Below are 24,756 nucleotides of genomic sequence, written 5' to 3'. Positions count from 1 at the left end.
CAAATTATTTATTATATATTAACATAGACATGATATAAATTAGGTGTTAAGTGTCTTGCTATTGCTATATAATATTCAATAATTGATATACAATAAGATATATATTCTGATTTTATATAATAAAAAAAGATGAAATTGAACTAAAGATGTATTCACATACAGTGGTATCTAAATAAAAAGATAATACGAACCATTTATGTAAATGCGAAAATTATCTTGATAATTGATTATTTTTGTACAAGTAAAGGTAAGCAAATGAATAAAAAAAAGGTAGAAAAATATTTTAATTTAGCTTGTTATGCTGAATGCATAAGTTGTTTCTTACTTTTTTTAGTAGCCATGCCCTTAAAATATTTTTTTCATTATACCTTATTTATGATTCCGACGGGTATGATACACGGTTTATTTTTTACCGCATATATTATATTGGCAATTTTAGTTAGAAAGCATTATAAATGGGATGATGAAGATTTTGTATTTGTATTAATGTCAGCCTTTTTCCCGTTCGCAACGCTATGGGTCGAAAAAAAATTAGCTAAGATCAATCGAACATAAATTAACCAATTTTAGATTTTCGGTTGTAGAAATCAACTAATAATTTAAAACTGTTTAAATTATTATCAATGATTTAAAAGGAATACGATAGATATAAAAAAAATAAAAAGCTTCTTATAAGCATAAGAAACTTTCTATTTTTTATATATGTAAAAAATTCTAATTTACAGCGTTTTGCAATTCTTCAGTAATTTCCATATTATGAAATACTTGTTGAACATCATCATCGTCTTCAAATTTTTCAAGCATTTTCAAAATAGTTTGTGCCTGTTCTAACGGAAGAGCTTTTGTATTGTTTGGCAACCTTTGTAATTCCGCACTCTTAGGCTCTATACCCAATTCTTCAAATTTATGATTTATAGAACCAAAATCTTCAAAAGAAGAGGTAATAATCACTTCATTTTCATCTTCTTCAATTTCTTCGGCTCCTGCGTCAATCATTTCCAATTCAAAACTGTCCCAATCCATAGTCAGATTTGACTTATCTAAAGTAAAAATCCCCTTTCGATCAAAAATAAATGTAAGTTCTCCATTTTTGCCCAGATTTCCTTCAAATTTGTTAAATATAGCACGAACATTGGCTACAGTTCGGGTAGGATTATTAGTAGTACATTCTAAAAAAATGGCAATTCCTCCCGGTCCATATCCTTCATAGGTTATTTCATCGTATTGTTCTGCATCTGCCCCTGAAGCCTTTTTAATCGCTCTTTCTACATTGTCTTTAGGCATGTTTACACCTTTCGCATTAAGTAAACAACGACGAAGTGCAGGGTTAGATTCAGGGTTAGGACCACCGGCTTTTACAGCAATTGCAATTTCTTTACCAATACGGCTGAACTGTTTTGCCATTTTGTCCCATCTGGCTAATTTTGAAGCTTTTCTATATTCAAATGCGCGTCCCATAATCAAGTTTAATTTCTAAAACAAAAATAATAATTGAATGAGTTATAGAAAAATAAATTATTAATTTTTAAATCTTTTTTACATGTTTAACTATTTGATGGTTTGTTCTTTTTTTACAACTAATATATAGATGAACTAAGAACAATTAATAATTATAGTAACCGTGAAGTTAAACAGTATTCTTAACAAAGGTTAATCAAGTAATTCTTTAGGAATTTTACAAACCGGAATAGGATTAATTTTATGTTGAGCAAGTCTGTTTAATCGATCATAAATTTCGAAAACTTCACGTTCTCTTCCTGTAAAATCAGAAGCCTTATGATTTTCATGAACATTCATTGCCCATTCAAGTTCCGGATAGGAAGCTCCAATTTGGTCTTCATCAGATCGGTCATCAGTCCAAAGACCATCGGTAGGTTTCGCTTTCTGAATAGATTCGGAAACATGTAATTCTTTGGCTATTTCAAAAACCTGGCTTTTTAAAAGGTTGGCAATAGGGCTGATATCAACTCCTCCATCTCCATATTTAGTAAAAAAGCCGATACCAAAATCCTCTATTTTATTACCTGTTCCACAAACCAAGAAATTGTTGAGTCCTGCATAATAATATAAGGCAGTCATACGAAGACGAGACCGAGTATTAGCTAAAGATAAATTGTTTTTTTCATGAGATTCATCCGCTTCTAAATCAGATTTTAAAGCCTCAAAAGTGTTGGTTAAATTTATAGTTTTTCCGGTAACATTTGTATAGTGTTCAGTAAGATATTTTATATGTTCTCTGGCTCGAGTAACTTGGTCTTCCGGTTGATGAATAGGCATCTCTAAAACTAAAACGGGTTTACCTGTTTCAGCAGCTAATGTAGAAACTACAGCGGAATCTATTCCTCCGGATACTCCTACAACAAATCCTTTTGCTCTACTATTTTTGAGATAATCGTTTAACCAATTAACAATATAGGAAATTACTCTGGTTGTTTTCATAATATTGTATCTTTGCGCGTAATATTATATATTTAAAAATCAAGTGTAAAGATAATGAAGATTATTAAATATCTTACAGTATTGTTATTAGTAATAAGCTGCACTCATAAAAACAATAAAGAAGATTTGAATAAGAGGTGGAAAGTAGAGATTAGCGAGATACAAGAACCTATTGAAATTCATGATTTAGCAAAAGATTTTTACAATTTAGATATTTCAATTCCGGATTTCAGAAAAAAATATCCTTTTTATTTAAGTCAGAATACCCCGGATTCCCGATTTGAAAAAGATCGAAGGGATAGTACAGAACTCAATATTTATTCTGAAATAAAGAAAAAAGTTTCTAACGATAGAATTAAAGCTGAATTAGAGAATCTTTTTCAGCATATCAAGTATTATTATCCGGAATTTAAATCTCCCGCAGTATATTTATATTCATCATTTACCTCAGATTATTTGAATCCGATTACATATATTCCACAAAATAATTATTTACTTATTGCTACAGATTGCTTTTTAGGTTTTGATAATAAATACTATAATATGATGAATATAGATAAATATATCCAGAGAACAATGAGCATGGAATATTTTTCATCAAAAACGGCAAAAGAAATAATTAAAGGAATGGCAATAGTTCCGCGAGAGACGAACAGCCAATCTTTTGTTTCACAAATGATTTATCAAGGCAAAATTTTAGTTTTGGAAGATGCCTTTTTGCCGGAAGTAAAAGATTGTTATAAAATAGGATATACCCAAGACCAGATAAATTGGGCGAAAACTAACGAATATGAAATATGGAATTTCTTTATTGAAAGTAATTATGTGTTTAGTGACGATATTTCTTTATCTGATCGGTTTTTATCGTTAGCGCCTTTTTCTAAATTTTATACGGAGGTAGACTCTCAAAGTCCGGGGAGAATAGGTTGTTGGACCGGATGGCAAATTTGTAGAAAGTACTTACTTGAAAATTCTCAAGTAAGCCTACAAGACTTTATTAAAAATCCTAACCACGAGCAAATATTTGCCAAGTCCAAATATAAGCCCCATCCTGAGGTAGATACACACTAATATTTAAAGATACAAAACAAAGTAATATTTTAATAGGAGCTAATGAAAGAAACTGAAATAAATTTTAATGTACAATTAGATGAAAACCATATACCCGAAAAAATTGTATGGGCAGCCCCGGACGGAGGAGTAATTGGAGCAGAAAGTAAAGCTATTTTATTATCCGTTTGGGATGATAAAGTTAAAGAAGCTTTAAGGATTGATTTATGGACCAAAGAAATGCCTGTTGATGATATGAAGCGGTTTTTTCATCAAGTATTGCATTCTTTAGGAGATTCTTATCAGAGAGCCACAGATGAGGAAGAAATAGCAGAAGAAATAAGAAAATTTGCAGAATATTTTGCAGATAGGAGTGGTATAAAAATGTAATATTATTTTTAAACTGAATAAGATTTTATTTATCTTATTGGTTTTTACCAAATTCTTTTAAATTATACCTTTTAAGGTCAACTATTAACACGAAATAACAAAAAATGATACTATATAATAGAAATAGAAGATTAAGATCAACTCAAGCCGTAAGAGATTTAGTAAGAGAAACGATTTTAACTACCGATGATTTTATCATGCCGATATTTATTGCAGAAGGAGAAAATATAAAAGAAGAAATTTCTTCTATGCCGGGGATATATCGACAATCATTGGATTTAACAATTAAAGAGGTTAAAGAATTATGGTCTTTAGGAGTTAAAGCGGTGAATATTTATGTAAAAATCAATGAAAATTTAAAAGATAATACAGGCAAAGAAGCATGGAATAAAAACGGCTTAATGCAAAAATCAATCAAAGCTATTAAAGATGCTGTACCCGAAATGGTAATTATGCCGGACGTCGCTCTTGATCCTTATTCAATTTACGGACATGACGGAATTGTTGAAAACGGTAAAATTGTAAATGATGCAACCGTGGATGCTTTGGTAAAAATGAGTTTAAGCCATGCAGAAGCAGGAGCAGATTTTATTGCTCCAAGCGATATGATGGATGGAAGAGTTGCAGCAATTAGAGAAGCATTAGAAGAAAATGGATTTGATGAAGTAGGTATTATGAGTTATGCAGCGAAATATGCCAGTTCGTATTACGGTCCTTTTAGAGATGCTCTGGACAGTGCTCCCGGATTTGGAGATAAAAAAACCTACCAAATGGATTACGGTAACAGTAAAGAAGCCATCAATGAAGCATTGAAAGATATTGAAGAAGGCGCAGATATTGTTATGGTAAAGCCGGGTCTTCCTTATTTAGATATAGTCTCTAAATTAAATGAAATAGTAGATGTGCCTATTTCGGTATTTCAGGTTAGTGGTGAATATGCCATGATTAAAGCGGCTGCAAAAAATGGATGGTTAGATAATGATAAAATTATTATTGAAAGCTTAACATGTATAAAAAGAGCAGGTGCCGGTCTTATTTCTACCTATTTTGCTAAAGAAGCTGCTAAACTATTGAATCGATAAATTGTAAGTAATAAATATTTTATAAGAAGCCTCTTTTATTTCGATAAGAGAGGTTTTTTATTTACAATAATAAAATAATTAATTCGAAAATTGTTTGAGGAAGTATCACTAAAAACAAAAAAGCATACTTAGTTATAAGTATGCTTTTTTTAATATTTATTGTCTAAATTATTTTTGTTGTTGATTTAACAAGATACCTCTATAATCGGTAATATCTGACTCTTGAACTAATGATCTTAAAAGTAAAGAAGGCATTTGTTGAGCATATTGACTCATTAAAGAGGTTTTAAGCTGTTTTTTGTCTCCAACTTGTCCTTTAGTAATCGATTTAGTTACAATTACATAAACTCCGCTTTTTCCTTCAATAGCTTTTGAGGTAACTCCTTGTTTTAACCCAAATGCAGCACCCCCCACCTTAGGCTCAAATTCTCCGTTCACTGATGGATTATCAAAACTTATTGAAGCATTGCTTTTTGTAGTTTTAAATTCAGTTGCTAAGTTGTCAAGTGATTTGTTTCCTGAATTTACTTTTTCAGCAATTATCTTACCCAGCTTTTCATTCCTTACCTCAGTTTCAATTTCATCTCTAACTAAAGAAGGATCTGCCAACCCTTTACTAAATAAAGATGAAACTCTGGCTACAATATAACTTTGGTCACCGGTAGTGAATACTTCAGTATCACCAAGTTTTCTTTTAGAATCAAAAGCCCAAGCAATAATATCAGAATCTTTATCTGTGTGTAATCCGTTCAACATAGAACCAAAACGTACTATGCCTCGTTGTTGTTGAGGTTTATAGTTAGATTTTTTAGCGAAATCAATAAATTCTCTAGATGACTTTCCTTGAATGGATTGTATGAAATTGGTTGATTGTTTACGGGCAGTCTCGATAGTTTCCTCAGAAGGTTTAATTTCTTTCGCAAGATCTGCTAATTTATAAACAATTTCATCCGGTTTCCTTTGAGATATCATTAATACCAAATATCCTTGAGGAGTTTCAATAACTTCTGCTTTATTTGTAGGAGAATTTTCTAAAAAACGTTGTAATTTTTTATAAGGAGCAGGAAAATCTTGAGCTGTTGTTAACTTCATTTCACCATTATTTGAGGAAGCCGTCGGATCGTCTGAATATTGAGAAGCTAATTTTGTAAAATCATTAGGATTTGCATTTAATTTTGCAGCTAGTTCATCCGCTTGTTTTTTTGCCTGGTCCTTGTTTCTGGCAGTTTTAGGCTGTATTTGCTGAGCTCCGGTGTAACTTATTAATATATTTTTAGCAGTTACAGAATCCGTATTTTTTTTAGCTATTAATTTAGATAATACATAGTAACCATTATCTTTATAAGCATTAGAAATTTGTCCGATAGAAGCATTTTTTACCCAATTTTGAATATTTTGAGGCAATTGCTTTTCGCTTCTGTATTGAGAGATAAAAGGTTTATCTGCAATTTGCGCGGTATTTAATTCGCTGATATATAGTGAATCATTTTTAACCGAACCAAATGCTTGAATAGTATCCCCTTCAATAATGGATTGAGATAATAAAGCATTTAAAGAATGTAATGTGTGATTTTCATCGGAAGGAGTAGGTTTTGCAGAGAAATATACAAAATCTAGCGTTCTGTTTTCATCAATTTTAAATAAAGATTTATGTTTTTCAATATAAGCTTTTAAATCTTCATCTGTGACCTTAACAGGGTTTGATTTCTGATATGTATTATAATCGATTTTAACGTATTCAATATCTGCAATATTGGATTGATTTTGTGCTAAAAGTTCAATTTCCTTGTTATTGGTTAACATTCCGGAACCGTAAGTCCCTAAATATTGTTTACCCATTGCTTGATAACCAAAATTCTTTTTTAAAGTCATCATAGTTTGGAAATATTCTCTGTATTGCGGAGAGGCATTTTGGCTTTCTTCCATTTTTTGAAATTCATCCTGAATCAATTTGGTATTAATATTTCCGCTTTTATCTTTGAATTGAGGATTGTTAAACAAAGGAGAGGATTTGGCCATATTCCAAATCATTTTATCAGTTAAAATTAATCCTGAGGCATTAAATTTTTGCTCAATTAATTTTTGTTCAATTAACGAATTCCAAACTTGTCCTTCAAGTAAATTTTCCGGATATTGCCCTTGGTACTGAGAAGAAAGAAGACTAAGTTGACTATAATATTCCTGGCGTGAGATCGCTTCTTTGTTTACTTTTCCCAAAACATTGGGATCTTTCTTGCCAATTCTGCTCCAATCAATTCCACCTAATAAAAATAATAATAATGCTACAGCAACAAAACCTATTAATAACCCGTTTCTTTTTCTTATTTGTCCAAGAATAGCCATTTATTCGTAATTTAATTTATTTTAATTTACGAAATTACGGTTTCGACATGAAATATGAAAATAATATTTACCTTAATAGTCATTTTTAAAAATAAAAAAAAACCTTACAAGATTTTTCTTGCAAGGCTTTTAAAAATTAAATTTAAAAGTATAGACTATTTATCTATTGATCCGAGGACACGTTTCATAAATGCATTTAAAGCATTTTTTTCATCCATACCCTCTCTCATTAGCTTATTAACTTCAATAGCTCCGTACATATTAGAGAGCACTTCTCCTAAAACATCTAATTCTTCATCTTTCAAACCCGGAGCTTCCGTTAAGTTCTCTAAGGTTTCAATCGTTTCATTGATATAATCTTCATCATTATTTTCAATGAATTGAGTTAAATGTTTAATTATGGGTAACTTCATTTACTAATTCTTGTAAAGGTTCTATTTTATTTGTTTGTATTTGATTAACCAGCTTTCCGTCTTTAAAAGAAGCAAAAGTCGGCAAGTTGGTCACATTTGCTAATTTTCTAGATTCAGGAAATTTTTCCGCATCAACAATTAAAAAAGGAATGGTGCTGTTTTCTTCGCCAATTTTTTTAAATTTCGGCTTCATAATTTTACAGTTTCCACACCATGAAGCGGCATACTGAACGAGAACGATCGGAGATTCTTTGATAATTTCACTTAAATTATCTTCTTGTAATTCTTGTACCATTTTTTGTATTTTAAATTATAATTAATGAGAAGATAAATAATCCGATACTCCTTTACGATTGGCATTCATCGCATCTTTTCCTTCTTCCCAGTTAGCAGGGCATACTTCACCGAATTTTTGAACATGAGTATAGGCATCTATAAGACGTAAATATTCTTGAACATTTCTTCCTAATGGCATGTCATTAATACTTTCATGGAAAACTTTTCCCTCTTCATCGATTAAAAAGGTTGCTCTGTATACAACATTGGATCCTTTCAATATCACAGTTTCATAATCTTCATCATATTCGGAAGATTCAATATCTAAAATTCCTAAAATATTAGAAAGATTACGTGTTGTATCTGCTAAGATTGGATAAGTAACCCCTTCTATACCGCCATTGTCTTTAGGTGTATTTAACCAGGCAAAATGTACTTCGTTAGTATCACATGAAGCCCCTATAACTATAGTATTTCTTTTTTCAAATTCAGGTAGTGCTTGTTGAAAAGCATGAAGTTCCGTAGGACAAACGAAAGTAAAATCTTTAGGATACCAAAATAATAAAACTTTTTTATTTTTTTTAGTTGCCTCCTCAAAAATATTGATCTTTAAATCATCCCCCATGTGATCCATGGCATCTATTGAAATGTTTGGAAATTTTTTACCTACTATTGACATAATTTTATTGTTTTGTTTATCAAAATATTATTTCATTTTTTACATTTCAAAATTAGTCAATAAAACAAAGTCCCTAAGTTGTGTAAGCATAATTCTTTTTTATTGAAGAATAAAAAAAAACTATATACGTAAAAAAAATTCACGATAACTTCCCGAATTTTTTATTAAGATAGTAAAAAAAAATAATTTATCCTATTAAATGATATAAACACAAAAGGATGAATTAATTAAAAGATATTGAAATCTGATAGTAATCGGTTATAAAGACATGATTCTGCTAATTCTAATAAAGATTAAAGGCATTAAAAACTAAAAAATGTGGTGCAGAAGGGTTTTTTAATGATATAGGATTAGACTTTATCTACAGCTGTTATTAAGGAATGTTTAAATATTTATGAGTTTGTAAAGAAACATGCCATTTAGGGTTTTTCATCACATAATCAATGATTTTTGGAGTAACTTTATTCCTATTACTCCATTCAGGTTGTAAATATAAAATGGCATTATCATTTACTTTAGAAGCCTGTTCTTCAGCAAAAATAAAGTCATGATTATTATAAACAATTACTTTTAATTCATTTGCTTTTGCATACACACTTTCGAGAGGAAGGGCTGTTTTTTTAGGAGACAGACAGATCCAATCAATATGTCCCGATAGAGGATAAGCTCCCGAAGTTTCGATATGTATTCGGCAACCCAAATTTTTTAATCTGGATGTTAAGGGCTCTAAATTCCACATTAAAGGTTCCCCTCCGGTTAAAACAATGGTTTTCGATTGGGAAGCAGCCGTTTCGGCAATTTTATCTACCGAACTAACCGGATGAATAGAAGGATTCCAACTTTCTTTTACATCGCACCAATGACATCCTACATCACAACCGCCTATTCTTATAAAATATGCAGCCGTACCGGTATATCTACCTTCTCCTTGAATGGTGTAAAAATGCTCCATAATAGGTAATGATAGACCGGATTCTAAATCCATAGTTATACTATCTTCCATTTACTTATAATTTTTTAGCAAAAACAACTTGCAAAATTACAAAAAAGTAATTATTTATAAAGATTGCTTCCATCAATATAATTGAAGACTTCCGGAGGAAGCATGGGACGAACATTTTTATGTTCTTTAATCATGGAGCGTATTAAGGTAGAAGAAATTTCAATGATAGGAGCGGAAATTTTATGAATATTAGGATGAACTAAAGTTTGTTCCTTCTGAATACTGTTAATTCGAGGATAAACAAATAATGAATGATATTTTAAAATTTGTTCATAATTTTTCCATTTATGAAATGAATTCAAATTATCTTCTCCCATTAGTAAAACAAAATCATAGGATGGATATTTTTCTTTAAGTACAACCAACGTATCAATGGTATAGGAAGGTTTGGGTAAAGCAAATTCAACTGAAGAAGATCTGAAATGAGGGTATTTTTCAATGGCAAGGTTTACCATTTCCAATCTGTGATGATCTTTTAACAGAGTAGATTTATTTTTGAAAGGGTTTTGCGGAGTTACAACAAACCAGATTTGTGTAAGGTCTGAATTTTCAATGATATAATTTGCAATGATTAAATGTCCTATGTGAATAGGATTAAATGATCCGAAAAATAAACCAACTTTCATTCAACAAAGTTACAAATCCTCATAAAATTTAACATCTTTAATTTGCAGTTGATAAAAAGTTTTGCCTTGCCAATAATTTTCATATAAAGTGAAAACCATATCAAAAGGGTATTTTTCAAATTTAGGCAAAAGATGCCCCATTTTAAAGGCGATAGCTTCAAATGAATTTTTAATGGAATCTTGGAAAACAATAATTTTTAAATGGGAACGATCTTTACCCATAAGCGTATAATCGCCTCCAAAATAAACATTTCTGGCTAAAAATACCGGGCGCAAATTAGACGGGCCAAATGGAGCAAAATAACTGATAAGTTTGAAAAAACGTTTATTTATTACGGATAGAGATATTTCTTCGTCTATTTCAATAGTAGGCGTTCTTTGGCTTTCCTTAATCGTTTCTTTAACAACAGATTCAAATTTTTCTTTAAAGGGTAAAAAATTCTCTTTTTTTATTGAGAGCCCTGCAGCATACATATGACCTCCAAATTGTTCCAAATACTCAGAGGTTTTTTCCAAAGTTTTATAAATATCAAAACCGGTAACACTTCGAGCAGAAGCAACCAGGTCTTTATTTTTTCCTTCTGTAAAGACTAAAGTAGGCCTGTAATATTCTTCAATTAATCGGGAAGCTACAATTCCAATGACCCCTTTGTGCCATTTGCGATTAAAAACAATGGTGGAATAAGTACTGGTTTGACCTGTTTTTATAATTTCTTGAATGGCTTCGGAAGTGATATTGGCATCAAGCTCTCGACGTTCGTTATTAAGCTCATTAATTTGAGTATAGATCTTTCGAGCTTCAATATCATTAGTTGTAATAAGTAGCTTTACAGCATTGCTTGCATGACTGATTCTTCCTGCAGCATTTATTTTAGGAGCTATTCCAAATACAATATTATTAATTGAAAAAGCTTCACGAGTTTCTTTGGGTAAAAAAACCTTTAAACCTACTCTGGGTTTTTCCAACAATTGTTTCAAACCAAATGCAGCTAAAATTCGATTTTCACCGGTTATCGGTACAATATCGGCAGCGATACTGATAGCTACTAAGTCTAAGTAGGGAAATATATCTTCCTGTGGAATTTGTTTTTGGGAGGACAAAGCTTGAATAAGCTTAAAGCCAACCCCACATCCGCTTAAAAATTTATAGGGATACTTGCAATCTGATCTTTGCGGGTCTAAAATAGCAACCGCTTCCGGAAGAACTTCATCCGGCAAATGATGATCGCATACGATAAAATCAATGTTTTTATCTTTTGCATAAGAAATCTTATCTTTTTCTTTAATTCCGCAATCTAATGCAATTATTAAGGAAAAACCATTAGCAGCGGCAAAATCGATGCCCTGGTAAGAGATTCCATACCCTTCCTCATATCTATCCGGTATATAATAATCGATATGCTTATAAAAAGAATTTAGAAAAAGATACATCATTGCCACAGAAGTAGTACCATCCACATCGTAATCTCCATAAATAAGTATTTTTTCATTAGTATTTATGGCTTTTTCGATTCTTTCTACAGCAATGTTCATGTCCTTTAGAAGAAAAGGGTCATGAAGTTGATCAAGCGAAGGTTTAAAAAAAGTTTTAGTTTCATCAAATGTAGAAACACCTCGTTTTAAAAGAAGGCTGGTAATTTCCACAGGGAATCCCAGTTCTTCAGCTAGTTTTTGGGCTTTATTTGGATCAGGTTGAGGTAAAATTAACCAACGATTTCGCATAGTTTACAAATGTATATAATTTTAGTAAATATGAGTACTTTGATTTTATCTTTTATAATTATAGAAGATTGGCTAAAAAAAGATTGAATGTTTTTATATATTTGATTAAAAATAAAATATAATGGAAAAATTAAGAATTTTATTCTTTTATGTATGGCTGTTTAGCTTATACTCTTGTAATCCGGGACCCGGAAAATTTAATGACAATTTAATGGAAAATTTGAATAGAGCAGACAGGGAATATACCACCTTTTATGCTATGGTTGAACAGCACCCTGATACCGGTGACTTTGTTTCCGTCACCAAAAAAGGAAAAGTTGCTTCTGAAGAATTAGAAAAATTGATTAACAAAATTAACGGTTATGAAGTACCCAAAGATGGGGAAGATTTAAAAAACTTATGTGAAGAGTATATCCATAATATGATTACGTCGATAAAAGGATTTACTTCAAAAGAAAAATTAACAAAAGATCAATTTGAAAAAGCTCTGGAAGACATGGATGTAAATGAAGTTAAATTAAATGAAATTGACGGTAAAATTGTAGAAGCCCAAAAATCATTTGCCAACAAAAGGGGGTTTGAGTTAAAAGATTCATCATCAAATAAAAGATAAATATGGATAAATTTTATTATTGTTACCAAAGTGTTAAATAGTTAAGGAATTTAATTTCTCTTAGTTTTTTACAAACACTTAAATTTATTAATTTATTACCTTTGCTTAAATCAAAAGAAAGATGATTAACAAAGAAAAATTTTTACTCAAATCTTATGAACTGGGAATAATAAAATTTGGTGAATTCACTTTAAAAAGTGGGATTCTTTCTCCTTTTTACGTTGATTTACGACCATTAGCCTCCAGTCCGGAATTACTAAGCGAATTGTCACAACTTTTATTGGCTATGCTAAAAGATTGTAGGCACGAACTTATTTGCGGTGTTCCCTATGCAGCTTTACCTATGGCTACGGCGATGTCTTTAGAATCTAAAGTGCCATTAATTATAAAAAGAAAAGAGAGTAAAAATTACGGGACGAAAAAAATGTTGGAAGGGATCTTTAAAGAAGGACAACGTTGCGTACTCGTGGAAGATGTAATAACAAGTGGGAAAAGTTTGCTTGAAACGATAGAAGAGGTAGAAAAAGAAGGACTAAAAGTAAAAGATATTGTTGTAGTGTTAGATAGGCAACAAGGGGGTAAAGAATTATTGGAAAGCAAAGGATATCATGTTCACACTTTATTCAGTATTGAAAATGTAATTGATATTCTGTACAATCATGAATTTTTAAATCAATCACAAGTTGTTAAAATTAAAGACTTTCTTAAAGAAAAACCAACGGTACAATTAAGTGCTCCTCGATTAACCTTTGAGGAAAAATTAAAATTACAGAATCATTCGGTTTCTAAGAAGCTGATCGAAATTGCATTATCAAAAAAAACCAATTTAATAGCTTCCTTAGATACCCATAAATCTGCAGAAATTTTAAAATTAGCCCATCAAATAGGGGATTCCATTGTGGCTGTTAAATTGCATTCAGACATAATTTCAGACTTTACTGAAAATTTTATACACGAATTGAAAGAGATTGCTGCAGCTAAAAACTTTTTATTATTCGAGGATAGAAAATTTGGAGATATAGGTAATACACAACATATGCAGTTTACCGGAGGAATTTATAAAATTTCAGAATGGGCAGATTTAATAACCTCTCATGTTATAGCCGGAGAAGAAAGTTTACAAGTATTTGGTGAAAAAACCGGAGTAGTGACTATTGCAGAAATGTCGTCAAAAGGAACTTTAACAGATGAAAACTATAAGTCGAAAGCTATCGAAATTTCAAGTAAAGTATTTAATGTAATAGGATGTGTTGCCCAATCCAAACTACCTTCTGCTTTATTGTTATTCACTCCGGGGGTGAATTTAACTGAATCAGGAGATTCCAAAGGTCAGCAATTCAATACCCCTGAAAAAGTATTCTCCGACTATCATACAGATTTTATTATTGTCGGCAGAGGCATTTACGGAGCTAAGAATCCGAAAGAAGCTGCCAAGAAATATAAAGAAGAAGGCTGGAAAGCATATTTAAAGAATTGTTAAGATTACATTATTAAAACATTTTGACGGAAAGAATTATAATAGGAATCGATCCCGGAACGAATGTTATGGGATTTGGGATTATTAGTGTAGTGGGTAATAAAATGAAGCTTTTGTGCATTGATGAGCTAATTCTTAAAAAGGTTGAATCCCATGCATTAAAGCTTAAAAAAATATTTGAAAAAACCTTGTCGCTGATTGATACCTATCATCCGGATGAATTGGCAATCGAAGAACCCTTTTACGCTAAAAATGTTCAGTCTATGTTAAAATTAGGCAGAGCGCAAGGTGTGGCTATGGCTGCCGGCTTACTTAGAGAAATTCCTATTACAGAATATTTTCCGAAAAAAGTTAAAATGTCAATAACAGGAAACGGTAATGCATCCAAAGAACAAGTTGCAGGAATGTTAAAAACTTTATTGAATTTAAAAGATTTTCCTACTCAATATTTGGATGCTTCCGATGGACTGGCTCTGGCAGTATGCCACTTTTTAAACAGTAGAGTTCCCTCATCGGCAAATACTTCAAAATCATATTCGGGGTGGGATTCCTTTGTGAAAAATAATCCAAAAAGAGTGGGCAGTTGATAAGGCCATGAAATGAAAAAATCGATTGAAAGATTTTTAATTAAAACTCAATTGTGGGTTTCTTTCATGATTTCATTATTATGTCTATTTTTTGGAAGTTTAAATCACACCGTAAATTACAACAGAATTGCAATAATTTTTTTTTCTGCCTTAGCTGCTTATAATTTTATTTGCTTTCAAAATACTTGGTCGCGAAATATCTTAAAAAAACTTTCTTTTCATATTTCATTCATCAGTTTAATACTTGTGGCTTTTATAGTATGTAAGGAAAAAGATTTACTACAATTTTTTCATATTGCATTTATTGGAAGTATTGTAATCATGTATAATTCGGATTTTATAAAGATTCCATTTAGAAACATTCCTTTATTAAAAATTTTTATTATATCATTTGCATGGGCCTATGCGATTCTATATATAGGAAATACGGGTAATCGTAATACTCTCTCAGAATTTTTAATTCTGTATTTTTTTATCATAGGTATAACCCTGCCTTTTGATATTTGCGACATGAAAAAAGATGTTATTTGTACAATACCCAACTATTTAGGAATACGAAAAAGCAAAGGTATTGCTTGTATATGTTTATTTCTATCTGCACTAGTTTTTGCTTTGACTTTTTATAAGCAAGGCGATTTAATCTATGTGACAGCATGGGAAGTGGTGTGTATAATCAGTATGGGTATGGTAGTATTTATGGGAAAAACACATCAATTTTTTTACACCCGTTTTTGGATGGAAGCTTGTTCTGCTTTACCCATAATTATTATATGGTTGCAAAAAATAAGAGTCGTTTTATTTTATAAAACGACTCTTGCACTCATTAAAAGTTGTTATGAGTTTTAACGGAATCTGTCTACAGATTTTATGAGCTTTTCATCCTTATTGATGTACTTATTTGCCATGGCAAGCAGAATAATCAGCAGGACCGGGACGAGTAGCTCAACACCTTTCTCAGGAAGTATAGTACTTCCTCCAGATGAATTTAGCAAATCATAAACCATAAAACCGATCAACAATACGTTTATAATTATATTTATATAATTAATTTTTTTTTGAACATTTCTGCTTTTAAAGCAGAATAGGGAAATAAAAGCTAACAATCCGATGAGGAACAAAAGGAACATATCTGTTAAATCATTAGGAATGAAATCGGTTATATAACCGACAGCAAATCCTAGTATACCGGCTAATGATAGATAAATACTTTGAATTCTTTGGATCAAAATTTCGCTTTTTTGAACAGCAAATGTATAAAAAATTAGCGTTTTAATAAAATATTTTGTAATATTGCTGAATAATCTACTAAAGATTAGTGCATTATTTTTCATAAAGTTACCACTTTATTCTTTTATAAAATAATCAAAATCAATATTTTACGTAATTTTCGAGTAATTTTAAAATCATACTAAACATAACTTATGTTTGAGGAACAAAAGCTTAAAGCAATGAAAGTGGCTGATTTGCAGTCTATTGCTAATGAATTAAAAATTAAAAGTTCAGGATTAAAAAAATCAGAATTAATTGAATTAATTTTAGCTCATCAAAACAAACAAACACACCACAATGAGTCGGAAAAACTCTCCGATGAAGAGCCTATAATAACGGAAAAAAGACAAAGAAAAAGAATACCTGCTAAACAACAGCAGAGAGATACTTTATTTTCTAAAGAGGAAGTGGTTGACAATAAAAGTTCCCAAGATGATGACTCACTAATAGATGATGACGTTCAAAAAGAAGTTTCGGAAAATGATGAAGATTTTAAAATTGATATCCCGGTTTACAGAAAGCCGCAAGTTATATTAAGAAAAAGTGCAGACAGCACTCATTTTCAAAAAACTACAGTTTCTAAGGATGATAAAAAGCTTTTTGATGAAGAGCCTAAAACCAATTATCAAAGCCCGAAGAAAAACAATGCTAAGGAATATGCTAATAGACCACATACCAATGGTAATAAATATCGTTCCTCCGATTATGAGTTTGAGGGTATTATAAAAACAGAAGGTGTTTTAGAGATCACTCAGGACGGATATGGTTTTTTGCGTTCTTCTGACTTTAATTACCTTTCATCTCCCGATGATGTATATGTTTCTCCTTCCCAAATTAAGCTTTTCGGACTTAAGACCGGAGATACTGTTACCGGAGAAGTTCGTCCACCGAAAGAAGGTGAAAAATTTTTCCCTTTAGTTAAGATTATCGAAATAAACGGAAGAGATCCTTTATTTGTTAGAGATCGAGTATCATTCGAGCATTTAACTCCCTTATTTCCTGAAGAAAAATTTAAATTAGCAGGTAAAGGAGCTACTTTGTCAACTCGTGTGGTAGATTTATTCTCACCTATTGGAAAAGGACAAAGAGGGATGATCGTTGCTCAGCCTAAAACAGGTAAAACAATTTTACTGAAAGATATTGCCAATGTAATTTCCATAAATCATCCGGAAGTTTACATGATTGTATTATTGATTGACGAGCGTCCGGAAGAGGTAACCGACATGCAAAGAAGCGTCAAAGGAGAAGTAATTGCTTCAACTTTTGATGAATCAGCCGAAAAGCATGTAAAAGTTGCCAATATTGTTCTGTCTAAAGCACAAAGAATGGTGGAATGTGGACACGATGTAGTAATATTGTTAGATTCCATTACCCGTTTGGCTCGTGCTTATAATACGGTTTCTCCGGCATCCGGTAAAGTACTTTCCGGAGGGGTAGATGCCAATGCACTTCATAAACCGAAACGTTTCTTTGGAGCAGCTAGAAATATTGAAGGAGGAGGTTCTCTTACCATTATTGCAACGGCATTAATAGATACCGGATCTAAAATGGATGAGGTAATTTTTGAGGAATTTAAAGGTACCGGTAATATGGAGCTTCAACTGGATCGAAAAATTGCCAATAAACGTATTTATCCGGCTATTGATTTGGTTTCGTCTTCTACCCGTCGTGACGATTTATTATTAGATCCGGTTTCTCAACAAAGAATGTGGATATTAAGGAATCATTTGGCAGATATGAATCCATTGGAAGCTATGGAGTTCTTAAAAATGAGATTAGACCGATCTCTTTCCAATGAAGAATTCTTATTAACGATGAATCAATAAAATAGATAATAAAAATATATAGTATAGATAAAAAGGCTGTTAAATTAACAGCCTTTTTTATTGATAAAAATCTAAAACTAGGATATTTATATTTGAAATTTGAAAAAGTTTTTTTAAATGAAATGTGTGATACAAATATAAGCTAAAATTAATTATTTCATGAATTTGGAACGACTTCTCATTTGAGGGTTGATCATATTGCTTCTCGAAACATTTACTCTTTTCATTTGTTCTTTCATCATTTTAATTTGATCTCCCAACATGTTGGAAGTATCTAATTTTTTAGCTTCAGTTAAAAAACGTTCTGCCTCATTTTTATTACCTCTCATCATAGCTCCTGCCGCCAAATTTAGTGTAGCCAATGCGCGATCGTGTTTAAAGCTTAAACCGTAATCCAAAGCAGTTTTCATATACGATTCGGCCTTAGCAGCATTGCCTTGAGCCTCAGTAATCCCCATAAGATAGTTATAATATCCGTATTGTTTTCTTACTAATTGACTTTTCACATTAGTAATTTTGTCCAACCAGGAACGAGCACCTACAAGATCTTGTTTTCTCAATTTCCAAAAAGCCAATAAAATATATTCGTTTCTGAAAAATAATAAAATAGGCACGACAGAAAGAATAACCAATAGAATTCCTAATCCTATTTGACGATTAAACATCAGATAAATGCCCAATCCGATTATGAGGGCTGCAATAACAAGTTTTATATATTTATTCATGGTAAAGTCTTCAAATTTCGACAAAGGTAACAATAAGTGTTGAAAAAATAAGGATTAATAAAAATGTGAAAAGTACTTTTAATGAAAATAGCACAAAAAAATAAGTTAACCTGTCAACCAGTTATTTAATCTTATTTATTTGTATATCCGAAATTTTTTAAATCCCGATCATTAGATCTCCAATCTTTTTTTACTTTGACATAAAGGTTGAGGAAAATCTTTTTATTAAAAAATTTTTCTAAGTCTAGCCGAGCTTCCGTCCCTACTTTTTGAATTTTTTGTCCTTTATGACCGATAAGAATGCCTTTTTGTGTGTTTCTTTCTACATAAATAGTCGATTCAATACGAATAATATGATCTTCTTCTTTAAAGCTTTCGGTAACGACTTCTACAGAATAAGGAATCTCTTTTTGATAATTAAGCAATATTTTTTCCCGAATAGTCTCGTTCACAAAAAAACGTTCCGATAAGGTAGTAAATTGTTCTTTATCATAATAAGGAGGCATTTCCGGCAATAAACTTTTAATTTTTGGAAGAATTAATTCTGTATTGAGAGAATGTAAGGCAGATATAGGAAGAATTTCTGCATTTGGTAATTGGTTATGCCAAAATGCAACGCTTTCTGATATAGTTGAAGCATCTTTAGCTTTATCAACTTTATTTAGTAATACAATAACAGGTATTTTTACCGAATTTAATTTTTTAACTAAAAATTCAGAAGGATTTTTTTCTTCGCCAAATTCTGTGATAAATAAAATCAAATCAGCATCTTCAAAAGACTCTTTTACAAAATCATTCATTTTTTCCTGCAATTCATAAGCAGGATTTTGTATGATTCCGGGGGTATCGGAAAATATAATTTGTGTATTTTCATCATTCCAAATTCCATATACTCGATGACGAGTAGTTTGTACTTTTGGAGTTACGATGGATAGCTTTTCTCCTATTAATTGATTTATCAAAGTGGATTTTCCTACATTGGGTTTACCTACAATGCTGACAAATCCTGAGTGGTGTGACATGAAATTAATTTTTTGATAAAATTATAAAGTTATTTAGTATTGGAACGATATTTTTTATTCAGGGCTTGTAAAATAGCCCAAGTTTCAGCATCTACATTGCCATCAGCCTTTTCAGGTCTGAAATGCCATTGAAATGCACGGATAGTTAGAAATGTATTTTTGTCCCATTCTCCGGTTAAATCTATTTTATAACCGTATTTTTTAAGTGCTTTCTGAAATTCCAATGGAGAACTGTAAGGGTAGGTATCCGGAATATATTGAGTCAAATAATACTCTTTGTCATACTCCTCATACCAAGCTCCAATTCCATACTGAGTATATAACTCTTTCCAAGGAAACATAGGCCCGGGATCTTGTTTTCTTAACGGGGCTATATCACTGTGCCCCACAACATTCACAGGGTCAATCTCGTAACGATTAATAATGTTCTTGGATAAAGTCGCAACTTTCTTAATCTGATATTTTGGAAAATAAGTAAATATTAATGAATCTTTTATTTTAGTGTATCCTTTATTTACTATTTCAATACCTATGGAGGTATCATTTAAATTTTCTGTTCCGTTCCATGAGCTCACTCCCGCATGCCAGGCTCTTTTGTCCTCACTAACTAAGATATCAATGGTATCGTTCGGCTGATCGGTGATTAAATAATGAGCGCTTACTTGCCCTTTTTTAGCCAATATCTTAACAGAGGTTGGATAATCTGAAACAGTATAGTGCAAAACCAAAAATTTAATTCTTTCATTAAATGCTACGGAAGGGAAATTTTTTTGAGAAATAACATATTCCGGAAGGTTGGCTTCGGTTATGATGTGATATTTAGGATTAGCATGGGTTATATATACAGTATCTCTAATAACCTTGCTATCAACGATAATCTTTTTTTGTGATCCACAGCTTACTAAGAAGAAGAGTGTACAACACAAAATGTTGAATTTTATTATTTGTATCATTTATTTTATTATATAATAACAAAGTTAAAAAACAGTAAAATAATTATAAGTCAAAAATTTTAAAAAAATACTTGCATAAGTAAAATCTTACACTTACTTTTGCACTCCAAATTAGTTGGAATTCGGACTAAATTTGGAGAGTTGCCGGAGTGGTTAACGGAGCAGTTTGCTAAACTGTCGACAGGAAACTGTCGCGTGGGTTCGAATCCCACACTCTCCGCATTAACACACAAGGTATATTCGGGGTGTAGCGCAGGTGGTAGCGCATCTGGTTTGGGACCAGAGGGTCGCAGGTTCGAGTCCTGTCACCCCGACATTATTAAAATCCGAAAGGAGGTCGCGTAGCTCAGCTGGATAGAGCATCTGCCTTCTAAGCAGACGGTCAAAGGTTCGAATCCTTTCGCGATCACAATCTTCAAGAGTAGTTTATTACTCTAAAAATATTTTTAAACTTCTATAAATTTTAATTATAGAAGTTTTTTTATTTCTTATAAAATAATAGTTCATTATTTATGTTCTTAAAATGGTTGAAATAGATAATTGTTATAAAAGATTTTATTAAAAATAAATCTAATGAAATCGTTGTAAATAAAGAATTTGAAAAATATTGCTACCTATAATATTCTGAATAATGAAAAGAATTACTTTTTTAGTTTGTATATCGTATTTATTTTTCATATAAATATTATTAAATAATTATGTAGAGCAGGTTAGATAATATAATAGAAAAATGATATAATTAGAAAAATAGATATTTTATAATCTATAAAGCCTGTTTTATTAAACTCATAATATATTCTAAATTATGCGTATCATCAACAATAAGTTCATAATCTCCATTTCCCCAATGTCCAACTTTAGATACATCTCTCGTCAATTTTTTAGGGTCATCCAATTCTCCACTTTTCTTATTTATAAAAATTTTCAACCCTTTTTTTAATAGTACAATATCTGCAATATTTTTATCTTTTTTGAAAGCAATATATAGTTTTTTAGGCTCTGTTTCAATATTAGCAGGAAGGTTTAAAATCGCATTTTTATACATTTCGTATAATTCTTTAACCTCTTCGGATTTGTGATCCAAATGATCCTCTTCTGTAAATACTTTTATAGCGTTTGTTACTTTTGATATTTTAGAGTTTCTGTCACTTTGTATCTGTTTAATACTAGGAGCTGATTTCGATTTTTTTATCGGATTTATTATAAGACTATTATTTTCATAACGTTTAATTTCCCATAATTCTATTGCTAAATCCTTAAAATTGGAAGACTGTTTCTGAAATTCGGTAAAGAAAGGGGAAACAAAAATTATTCGGCTCTGCGACCAATCCACCTCATTCCTTTTAATGGAATGCTTTTGGGTTTCATTATATTCGACAATAAAATCGGCTTTATACTCAAGCATCAGATTAAGATAAGAAACGCCCTGGTCTATAATACTGTAATTCCTTTCTCTTTTATACTCAATGATAACAAAGGCTTTACTTTCCATGTCAAAAGCAAGGGTATCAATCCGGCTATTTTTAATCGTAAATTCCGATTTAATATACTTTAATCCTGTTAAGATTTCCATATTATTTTCAAATAATAATTGAATTTCCTTTTCCAGTTTAAAAGGCTTTTCTTTTAGTTCAGACAATTGGTTTTTATTTTGAGAAAGTACGAACATAAAAATTAGTTTTAATAGTTAAGGGATAGATAATTACATATGTTTCCGAAATACGATAAGGTATTTTTTGCTTTTTTTATTCCCATATTTATATATTGTTGGAGTACAAAACCTTTTATAGTCGGGCTTGCCTTCTTCCGTTTTAAGACAGCCTATTTATTCCATTGAAATTCATCTTTGATAATTGGTTTGAAGACATTTTCTTTTAAATCGAATAAATATTTTAGAAATAATTTTAAAGAATATTGTTCCTCATCATCAAGCTCTGTCTCGCATCCGTCGTCCTTATGAAATATTACAATATTAAAGAACTTTTCAAACAAGTAATGTAATTTAAATAAATTAAAAATTTTCATATAATTTGTAGTTTAAATGTAATTAATTGATCAAGCAGTGACAAAACTAAGTTTCAACCATAAAATATAGTAATAAATTTGTATAGAGAAAGTTAAAGCAACAATAAGCCATTTTATTTTTGTGTTGTTAACAGCATTACCAACTATTATATAAAGTGGAAATAATGTACAACTGTATCTTGGAATAGAACCAAAAGTCCCGGTTGAAATAGGAAGTAATAGATTCAATAAAATTAGTAGAGTAAAACTTAATTGATTTTTTTTAACATTTAAAAAATAAACAAACAAAAATAAAGATAGTATCGCTAAAGGAATTCTAAAAATAATGAAGTCATGAGGAATTCCGCCAGTTCTTCCCCAAGCCTTCTGTACTGTTGAAAAAGCAAAAAAATCTCCGGTCATATAATATTGATATAAGCAGTAGCATAGAAATACTAATACAGGAGGAATGAAAAATAATGACTTAATAACAAGTTCTTTATTAATTGAAAAATTAAATCTAAAATATCCGGAAATGATTCCTTTATTTTCTAAAAAAAATAAAAAAAGGATAAATACCGATAACATTCCATTAGCTCTAACAAGAACAAGCAAAGAAGATAGAATCGAGAAGATAAAATATTTTTTCTTATAAATACTAATAAATGAAAATATTAATAAAAGTAAAAAAGTACTTTCAGTTAAAAAAGCTGAAAAGTAGTAACTAAATGGGAGAAATAAAAAAAGTATAGTTATAAATAATGATTTTTTAGTATTATTAAAATAAATGTTACAAAACAAGTAAATTCCTAGAAAAGCAGCTAAAGAAGATACAAGAGACCAAAAAAATGCAGCTGTGTTAAAACTTAAAGAAAATACCTTCATTAAAACAGAAATAATTCCGGGATATAGCGGAAAAAAAGCCCAAATATGATCTTTTTCAGCTAAAATCTCCGGTGATGAATGTGGGTATCCATTTATTATTAAAGAATAGTATTTATGGGAGTCCCATCTAAAAAAAATATCACCAATAAAAGTGTTAAAACTAGAATAATCTATAGCGTTTTTTAAAATTAAGACAGCTGTAAAAATATATACTATTTTAATGGTAATTGCAAACAAGAAAATGTATATTATATTTTTATATTTCATTATTAAACTATTGCAAATGGTCAAATATAATATAAAAAAAAATTAATGAATATATTTTAAAAATAAAAAAAAATAATTTAATAGATATAATAAAAAAATAAAATTAATCCACATTATCTTAATTGAAAATTAATTTAAAAAAAAGAAAAAAAAATAAGATAATGATATGGTTAGTTTAATTATAAAACATTTTTTTTAAATGATTAGTATTCGACAAATACAAGTTCTTTTAATTCAAATTTATTTAATATCTTAAAAATAAAATATATGATAAGGTATAAATAATTATTTATTAAAATTTTCCTAAATGAAATATTAATGTAAATTTACCTTCTTAATAAATAAAACTGTGAGTTAATTTTTTTACATTAAATTATTAATATGAATAAAAATTTATATAAATCTCTTGTAAACTTTTTAGGAGCTTTAACAATTGTTTGTACTATAGCAAGTTGTGAATGTGACAGAGATAAAAAAGAAGAACTAATAAAACAACAGGCAGAAAAAGAAAAATTAGAAAAAGAACAATCGGTTGAAGTAGATAAAATTGGTACAGTCATTCAAGGTACTTTAGATCCTGCAACAGGAAATTTTATATATGAAACCGGGGATATATTTACCATAAAACTTCCGAACGGAGAAGAAATTTTCGAAGTAGGAAACAATTCAACCGAGGCCAAATTGTTTAATTTTCTAAAAGATTCAACTCTAAATGTAAGTGAAGATAAAACCAAAGGCTGGATTACATTAGATCGAGTATATTTTGATACAGGTAAAACCACTTTAACTACAGAATCAGGAAAACAAATAAAAAATTTAGCTCAAATTTTAAAAGCATTTCCTAAAGCTAAAGTTAAAATTGGAGGATATACCGATACTACCGGATCAGAAGAAATTAATAAAAAAGTTTCAGAAGATAGAGCAAAAATCGTTCAAGAAGAATTAATCAAATCAGGAGTACAAACAGAAAGAATATCATCTGAAGGATATGGATCTCAGCATCCGGTTTGTGAAGCTAATGATACACCTGAATGTAAAGCACAAAACAGAAGAGTAGATATACGCGTACTTGAAAAATAGAATTCAATTACTCACAGTATTTTTA

Annotated in this window: 25 protein-coding genes and 3 tRNA genes; 13 read left to right on the top strand and 15 right to left on the bottom strand. The window is 30.5% G+C overall.

Going from position 1 to position 24,756, the window contains the following annotated elements:
* Positions 1–255: 255 nt before the first annotated feature.
* On the top strand, positions 256–555 hold the full coding sequence (locus GYM73_RS09240; protein WP_160542867.1) for a DUF3817 domain-containing protein: 300 nt from the start codon (positions 256–258) through the stop codon (positions 553–555).
* 159 nt (positions 556–714) lie between these two features.
* Here the strand turns inward: GYM73_RS09240 and GYM73_RS09235 are convergent, their stop codons facing one another.
* Together GYM73_RS09235 and nadE are read right to left on the bottom strand one after the other, a co-directional pair.
* On the bottom strand, positions 715–1,458 hold the full coding sequence (locus GYM73_RS09235; RefSeq protein WP_105296552.1) for a YebC/PmpR family DNA-binding transcriptional regulator: 744 nt from the start codon (positions 1,456–1,458) through the stop codon (positions 715–717).
* Positions 1,459–1,650: 192 nt separating this feature from the next.
* Positions 1,651–2,439 (bottom strand): NAD(+) synthase, encoded by a 789-nt coding sequence (gene nadE, locus GYM73_RS09230; RefSeq protein WP_220233642.1) that lies wholly within the window; start codon positions 2,437–2,439, stop codon positions 1,651–1,653.
* Positions 2,440–2,493: 54 nt separating this feature from the next.
* Here nadE and GYM73_RS09225 point away from each other — a divergent pair, with 54 nt between their 5' ends.
* The 3 genes from GYM73_RS09225 to hemB all read left to right on the top strand — a co-directional run bounded on the left by GYM73_RS09225 (position 2,494) and on the right by hemB (position 4,961).
* Positions 2,494–3,510 (top strand): gliding motility protein GldB, encoded by a 1,017-nt coding sequence (locus GYM73_RS09225; protein WP_220233641.1) that lies wholly within the window; start codon positions 2,494–2,496, stop codon positions 3,508–3,510.
* Positions 3,511–3,552: 42 nt separating this feature from the next.
* Positions 3,553–3,879 (top strand): gliding motility protein GldC, encoded by a 327-nt coding sequence (gldC, locus tag GYM73_RS09220; protein ID WP_160542863.1) that lies wholly within the window; start codon positions 3,553–3,555, stop codon positions 3,877–3,879.
* Between the two features lie 104 nt (positions 3,880–3,983).
* A complete protein-coding gene (gene hemB / locus GYM73_RS09215; protein WP_160542862.1) occupies positions 3,984–4,961 on the top strand; it encodes a porphobilinogen synthase in 978 nt (325 codons plus the stop codon).
* Positions 4,962–5,129: 168 nt separating this feature from the next.
* On the opposite strand, the gene GYM73_RS09210 is transcribed toward hemB, so the two are convergent.
* From GYM73_RS09210 to recJ, 7 genes are all read right to left on the bottom strand, one after another.
* On the bottom strand, positions 5,130–7,304 hold the full coding sequence (locus tag GYM73_RS09210) for a SurA N-terminal domain-containing protein (protein ID WP_220233640.1): 2,175 nt from the start codon (positions 7,302–7,304) through the stop codon (positions 5,130–5,132).
* A 155-nt stretch (positions 7,305–7,459) separates the two neighbouring features.
* Positions 7,460–7,717, bottom strand: coding sequence for a hypothetical protein (locus tag GYM73_RS09205; RefSeq protein ID WP_160542860.1), 258 nt, complete (start codon positions 7,715–7,717; stop codon positions 7,460–7,462).
* The gene (locus tag GYM73_RS09200; RefSeq protein WP_105296559.1) at positions 7,698–8,012 is read right to left on the bottom strand and encodes a co-chaperone YbbN; all 315 of its coding nucleotides are present in this window, start codon (positions 8,010–8,012) and stop codon (positions 7,698–7,700) included. Before GYM73_RS09200 ends, GYM73_RS09205 begins: the two co-directional genes overlap by 20 nt.
* Before the next feature lie 21 nt (positions 8,013–8,033).
* The gene (locus GYM73_RS09195; RefSeq protein WP_220233639.1) at positions 8,034–8,672 is read right to left on the bottom strand and encodes a peroxiredoxin; all 639 of its coding nucleotides are present in this window, start codon (positions 8,670–8,672) and stop codon (positions 8,034–8,036) included.
* A 373-nt stretch (positions 8,673–9,045) separates the two neighbouring features.
* On the bottom strand, positions 9,046–9,675 hold the full coding sequence (locus GYM73_RS09190) for a 7-carboxy-7-deazaguanine synthase QueE (RefSeq protein ID WP_220233638.1): 630 nt from the start codon (positions 9,673–9,675) through the stop codon (positions 9,046–9,048).
* 50 nt (positions 9,676–9,725) lie between these two features.
* Positions 9,726–10,301 (bottom strand): nicotinate (nicotinamide) nucleotide adenylyltransferase, encoded by a 576-nt coding sequence (nadD, locus tag GYM73_RS09185; protein WP_220233637.1) that lies wholly within the window; start codon positions 10,299–10,301, stop codon positions 9,726–9,728.
* Positions 10,302–10,310: 9 nt separating this feature from the next.
* A complete protein-coding gene (recJ, locus tag GYM73_RS09180) occupies positions 10,311–12,023 on the bottom strand; it encodes a single-stranded-DNA-specific exonuclease RecJ (RefSeq protein WP_160557695.1) in 1,713 nt (570 codons plus the stop codon).
* Between the two features lie 121 nt (positions 12,024–12,144).
* On the opposite strand from recJ, the gene GYM73_RS09175 reads away from it, so the two are divergent.
* The 4 genes from GYM73_RS09175 (at position 12,145) to GYM73_RS09160 (ending at position 15,546) form a co-directional block, all read left to right on the top strand.
* Positions 12,145–12,636, top strand: coding sequence for a hypothetical protein (locus GYM73_RS09175; protein WP_160542855.1), 492 nt, complete (start codon positions 12,145–12,147; stop codon positions 12,634–12,636).
* Positions 12,637–12,757: 121 nt separating this feature from the next.
* A complete protein-coding gene (pyrF, locus tag GYM73_RS09170; protein WP_220233636.1) occupies positions 12,758–14,116 on the top strand; it encodes an orotidine-5'-phosphate decarboxylase in 1,359 nt (452 codons plus the stop codon).
* Between the two features lie 17 nt (positions 14,117–14,133).
* Complete coding sequence (gene ruvC, locus GYM73_RS09165; RefSeq protein ID WP_220234380.1) at positions 14,134–14,700, top strand: crossover junction endodeoxyribonuclease RuvC; 567 nt, start codon at positions 14,134–14,136, stop codon at positions 14,698–14,700.
* A 12-nt stretch (positions 14,701–14,712) separates the two neighbouring features.
* Positions 14,713–15,546, top strand: coding sequence for a hypothetical protein (locus GYM73_RS09160; RefSeq protein WP_220233635.1), 834 nt, complete (start codon positions 14,713–14,715; stop codon positions 15,544–15,546).
* Here the strand turns inward: GYM73_RS09160 and GYM73_RS09155 are convergent.
* The gene (locus tag GYM73_RS09155; protein WP_105296568.1) at positions 15,543–16,031 is read right to left on the bottom strand and encodes a DUF4293 family protein; all 489 of its coding nucleotides are present in this window, start codon (positions 16,029–16,031) and stop codon (positions 15,543–15,545) included. The genes GYM73_RS09160 and GYM73_RS09155 overlap by 4 nt on opposite strands.
* Positions 16,032–16,121: 90 nt before the next feature.
* On the opposite strand from GYM73_RS09155, the gene rho reads away from it, so the two are divergent.
* Positions 16,122–17,795: a transcription termination factor Rho gene (gene rho / locus GYM73_RS09150; RefSeq protein ID WP_220233634.1), complete on the top strand. Its 1,674-nt coding sequence runs from the start codon at positions 16,122–16,124 to the stop codon at positions 17,793–17,795.
* A gap of 152 nt (positions 17,796–17,947) precedes the next feature.
* Here the strand turns inward: rho and GYM73_RS09145 are convergent, their stop codons facing one another.
* The 3 genes from GYM73_RS09145 to GYM73_RS09135 all read right to left on the bottom strand — a co-directional run bounded on the left by GYM73_RS09145 (position 17,948) and on the right by GYM73_RS09135 (position 20,495).
* The gene (locus GYM73_RS09145; RefSeq protein ID WP_220233633.1) at positions 17,948–18,520 is read right to left on the bottom strand and encodes a DUF2892 domain-containing protein; all 573 of its coding nucleotides are present in this window, start codon (positions 18,518–18,520) and stop codon (positions 17,948–17,950) included.
* A 131-nt stretch (positions 18,521–18,651) separates the two neighbouring features.
* Positions 18,652–19,542, bottom strand: coding sequence for a GTPase Era (gene era / locus GYM73_RS09140; RefSeq protein ID WP_220233632.1), 891 nt, complete (start codon positions 19,540–19,542; stop codon positions 18,652–18,654).
* A gap of 29 nt (positions 19,543–19,571) precedes the next feature.
* Positions 19,572–20,495 (bottom strand): N-acetylmuramoyl-L-alanine amidase, encoded by a 924-nt coding sequence (locus GYM73_RS09135; protein ID WP_160567807.1) that lies wholly within the window; start codon positions 20,493–20,495, stop codon positions 19,572–19,574.
* 135 nt (positions 20,496–20,630) lie between these two features.
* Here GYM73_RS09135 and GYM73_RS09130 point away from each other — a divergent pair.
* The 3 genes from GYM73_RS09130 (at position 20,631) to GYM73_RS09120 (ending at position 20,904) form a co-directional block, all read left to right on the top strand.
* Positions 20,631–20,715 (top strand) — tRNA-Ser (locus GYM73_RS09130).
* A gap of 21 nt (positions 20,716–20,736) precedes the next feature.
* Positions 20,737–20,809, top strand: a tRNA-Pro gene (locus tag GYM73_RS09125).
* Positions 20,810–20,830: 21 nt separating this feature from the next.
* Positions 20,831–20,904, top strand: a tRNA-Arg gene (locus GYM73_RS09120).
* A gap of 354 nt (positions 20,905–21,258) precedes the next feature.
* Here GYM73_RS09120 and GYM73_RS09115 read toward each other — a convergent pair.
* The gene (locus GYM73_RS09115; RefSeq protein WP_220233631.1) at positions 21,259–22,164 is read right to left on the bottom strand and encodes a DUF5655 domain-containing protein; all 906 of its coding nucleotides are present in this window, start codon (positions 22,162–22,164) and stop codon (positions 21,259–21,261) included.
* A gap of 386 nt (positions 22,165–22,550) precedes the next feature.
* A complete protein-coding gene (locus tag GYM73_RS09110) occupies positions 22,551–23,651 on the bottom strand; it encodes a hypothetical protein (protein WP_220233630.1) in 1,101 nt (366 codons plus the stop codon).
* A gap of 381 nt (positions 23,652–24,032) precedes the next feature.
* Here GYM73_RS09110 and GYM73_RS09105 point away from each other — a divergent pair, with 381 nt between their 5' ends.
* The gene (locus GYM73_RS09105; protein WP_220233629.1) at positions 24,033–24,731 is read left to right on the top strand and encodes an OmpA family protein; all 699 of its coding nucleotides are present in this window, start codon (positions 24,033–24,035) and stop codon (positions 24,729–24,731) included.
* The last annotated feature ends 25 nt before the right edge of the window (positions 24,732–24,756 follow it).

This window comes from Apibacter sp. ESL0432 (assembly GCF_019469225.1).
Taxonomy (GTDB): Bacteria; Bacteroidota; Bacteroidia; order Flavobacteriales; family Weeksellaceae; genus Apibacter.
Note: the sequence above shows the minus strand (reverse complement) of the source record. Positions and strands in the feature narration are given on the sequence as shown.

Bases quoted from the DNA above. Each gene is read 5' to 3' on its own strand.
- rho (WP_220233634.1), top strand. From the start codon at position 16,122: ATGTTTGAGGAACAAAAGCTTAAAGCAATGAAAGTGGCTGATTTGCAG.
- GYM73_RS09200 (WP_105296559.1), bottom strand. From the start codon at position 8,012: ATGGTACAAGAATTACAAGAAGATAATTTAAGTGAAATTATCAAAGAA.
- era (WP_220233632.1), bottom strand. From the start codon at position 19,542: ATGTCACACCACTCAGGATTTGTCAGCATTGTAGGTAAACCCAATGTA.
- GYM73_RS09160 (WP_220233635.1), top strand. From the start codon at position 14,713: ATGAAAAAATCGATTGAAAGATTTTTAATTAAAACTCAATTGTGGGTT.
- GYM73_RS09110 (WP_220233630.1), bottom strand. From the start codon at position 23,651: ATGAAATATAAAAATATAATATACATTTTCTTGTTTGCAATTACCATT.
- pyrF (WP_220233636.1), top strand. From the start codon at position 12,758: ATGATTAACAAAGAAAAATTTTTACTCAAATCTTATGAACTGGGAATA.
- GYM73_RS09145 (WP_220233633.1), bottom strand. From the start codon at position 18,520: ATGAATAAATATATAAAACTTGTTATTGCAGCCCTCATAATCGGATTG.
- gldC (WP_160542863.1), top strand. From the start codon at position 3,553: ATGAAAGAAACTGAAATAAATTTTAATGTACAATTAGATGAAAACCAT.
- GYM73_RS09135 (WP_160567807.1), bottom strand. From the start codon at position 20,495: ATGATACAAATAATAAAATTCAACATTTTGTGTTGTACACTCTTCTTC.
- GYM73_RS09225 (WP_220233641.1), top strand. From the start codon at position 2,494: ATGAAGATTATTAAATATCTTACAGTATTGTTATTAGTAATAAGCTGC.
- GYM73_RS09105 (WP_220233629.1), top strand. From the start codon at position 24,033: ATGAATAAAAATTTATATAAATCTCTTGTAAACTTTTTAGGAGCTTTA.
- GYM73_RS09210 (WP_220233640.1), bottom strand. From the start codon at position 7,304: ATGGCTATTCTTGGACAAATAAGAAAAAGAAACGGGTTATTAATAGGT.
- GYM73_RS09235 (WP_105296552.1), bottom strand. From the start codon at position 1,458: ATGGGACGCGCATTTGAATATAGAAAAGCTTCAAAATTAGCCAGATGG.
- GYM73_RS09205 (WP_160542860.1), bottom strand. From the start codon at position 7,717: ATGAAGTTACCCATAATTAAACATTTAACTCAATTCATTGAAAATAAT.
- recJ (WP_160557695.1), bottom strand. From the start codon at position 12,023: ATGCGAAATCGTTGGTTAATTTTACCTCAACCTGATCCAAATAAAGCC.
- GYM73_RS09115 (WP_220233631.1), bottom strand. From the start codon at position 22,164: ATGTTCGTACTTTCTCAAAATAAAAACCAATTGTCTGAACTAAAAGAA.
- GYM73_RS09190 (WP_220233638.1), bottom strand. From the start codon at position 9,675: ATGGAAGATAGTATAACTATGGATTTAGAATCCGGTCTATCATTACCT.
- GYM73_RS09175 (WP_160542855.1), top strand. From the start codon at position 12,145: ATGGAAAAATTAAGAATTTTATTCTTTTATGTATGGCTGTTTAGCTTA.
- GYM73_RS09155 (WP_105296568.1), bottom strand. From the start codon at position 16,031: ATGAAAAATAATGCACTAATCTTTAGTAGATTATTCAGCAATATTACA.
- nadE (WP_220233642.1), bottom strand. From the start codon at position 2,439: ATGAAAACAACCAGAGTAATTTCCTATATTGTTAATTGGTTAAACGAT.
- hemB (WP_160542862.1), top strand. From the start codon at position 3,984: ATGATACTATATAATAGAAATAGAAGATTAAGATCAACTCAAGCCGTA.
- GYM73_RS09195 (WP_220233639.1), bottom strand. From the start codon at position 8,672: ATGTCAATAGTAGGTAAAAAATTTCCAAACATTTCAATAGATGCCATG.
- nadD (WP_220233637.1), bottom strand. From the start codon at position 10,301: ATGAAAGTTGGTTTATTTTTCGGATCATTTAATCCTATTCACATAGGA.
- GYM73_RS09240 (WP_160542867.1), top strand. From the start codon at position 256: ATGAATAAAAAAAAGGTAGAAAAATATTTTAATTTAGCTTGTTATGCT.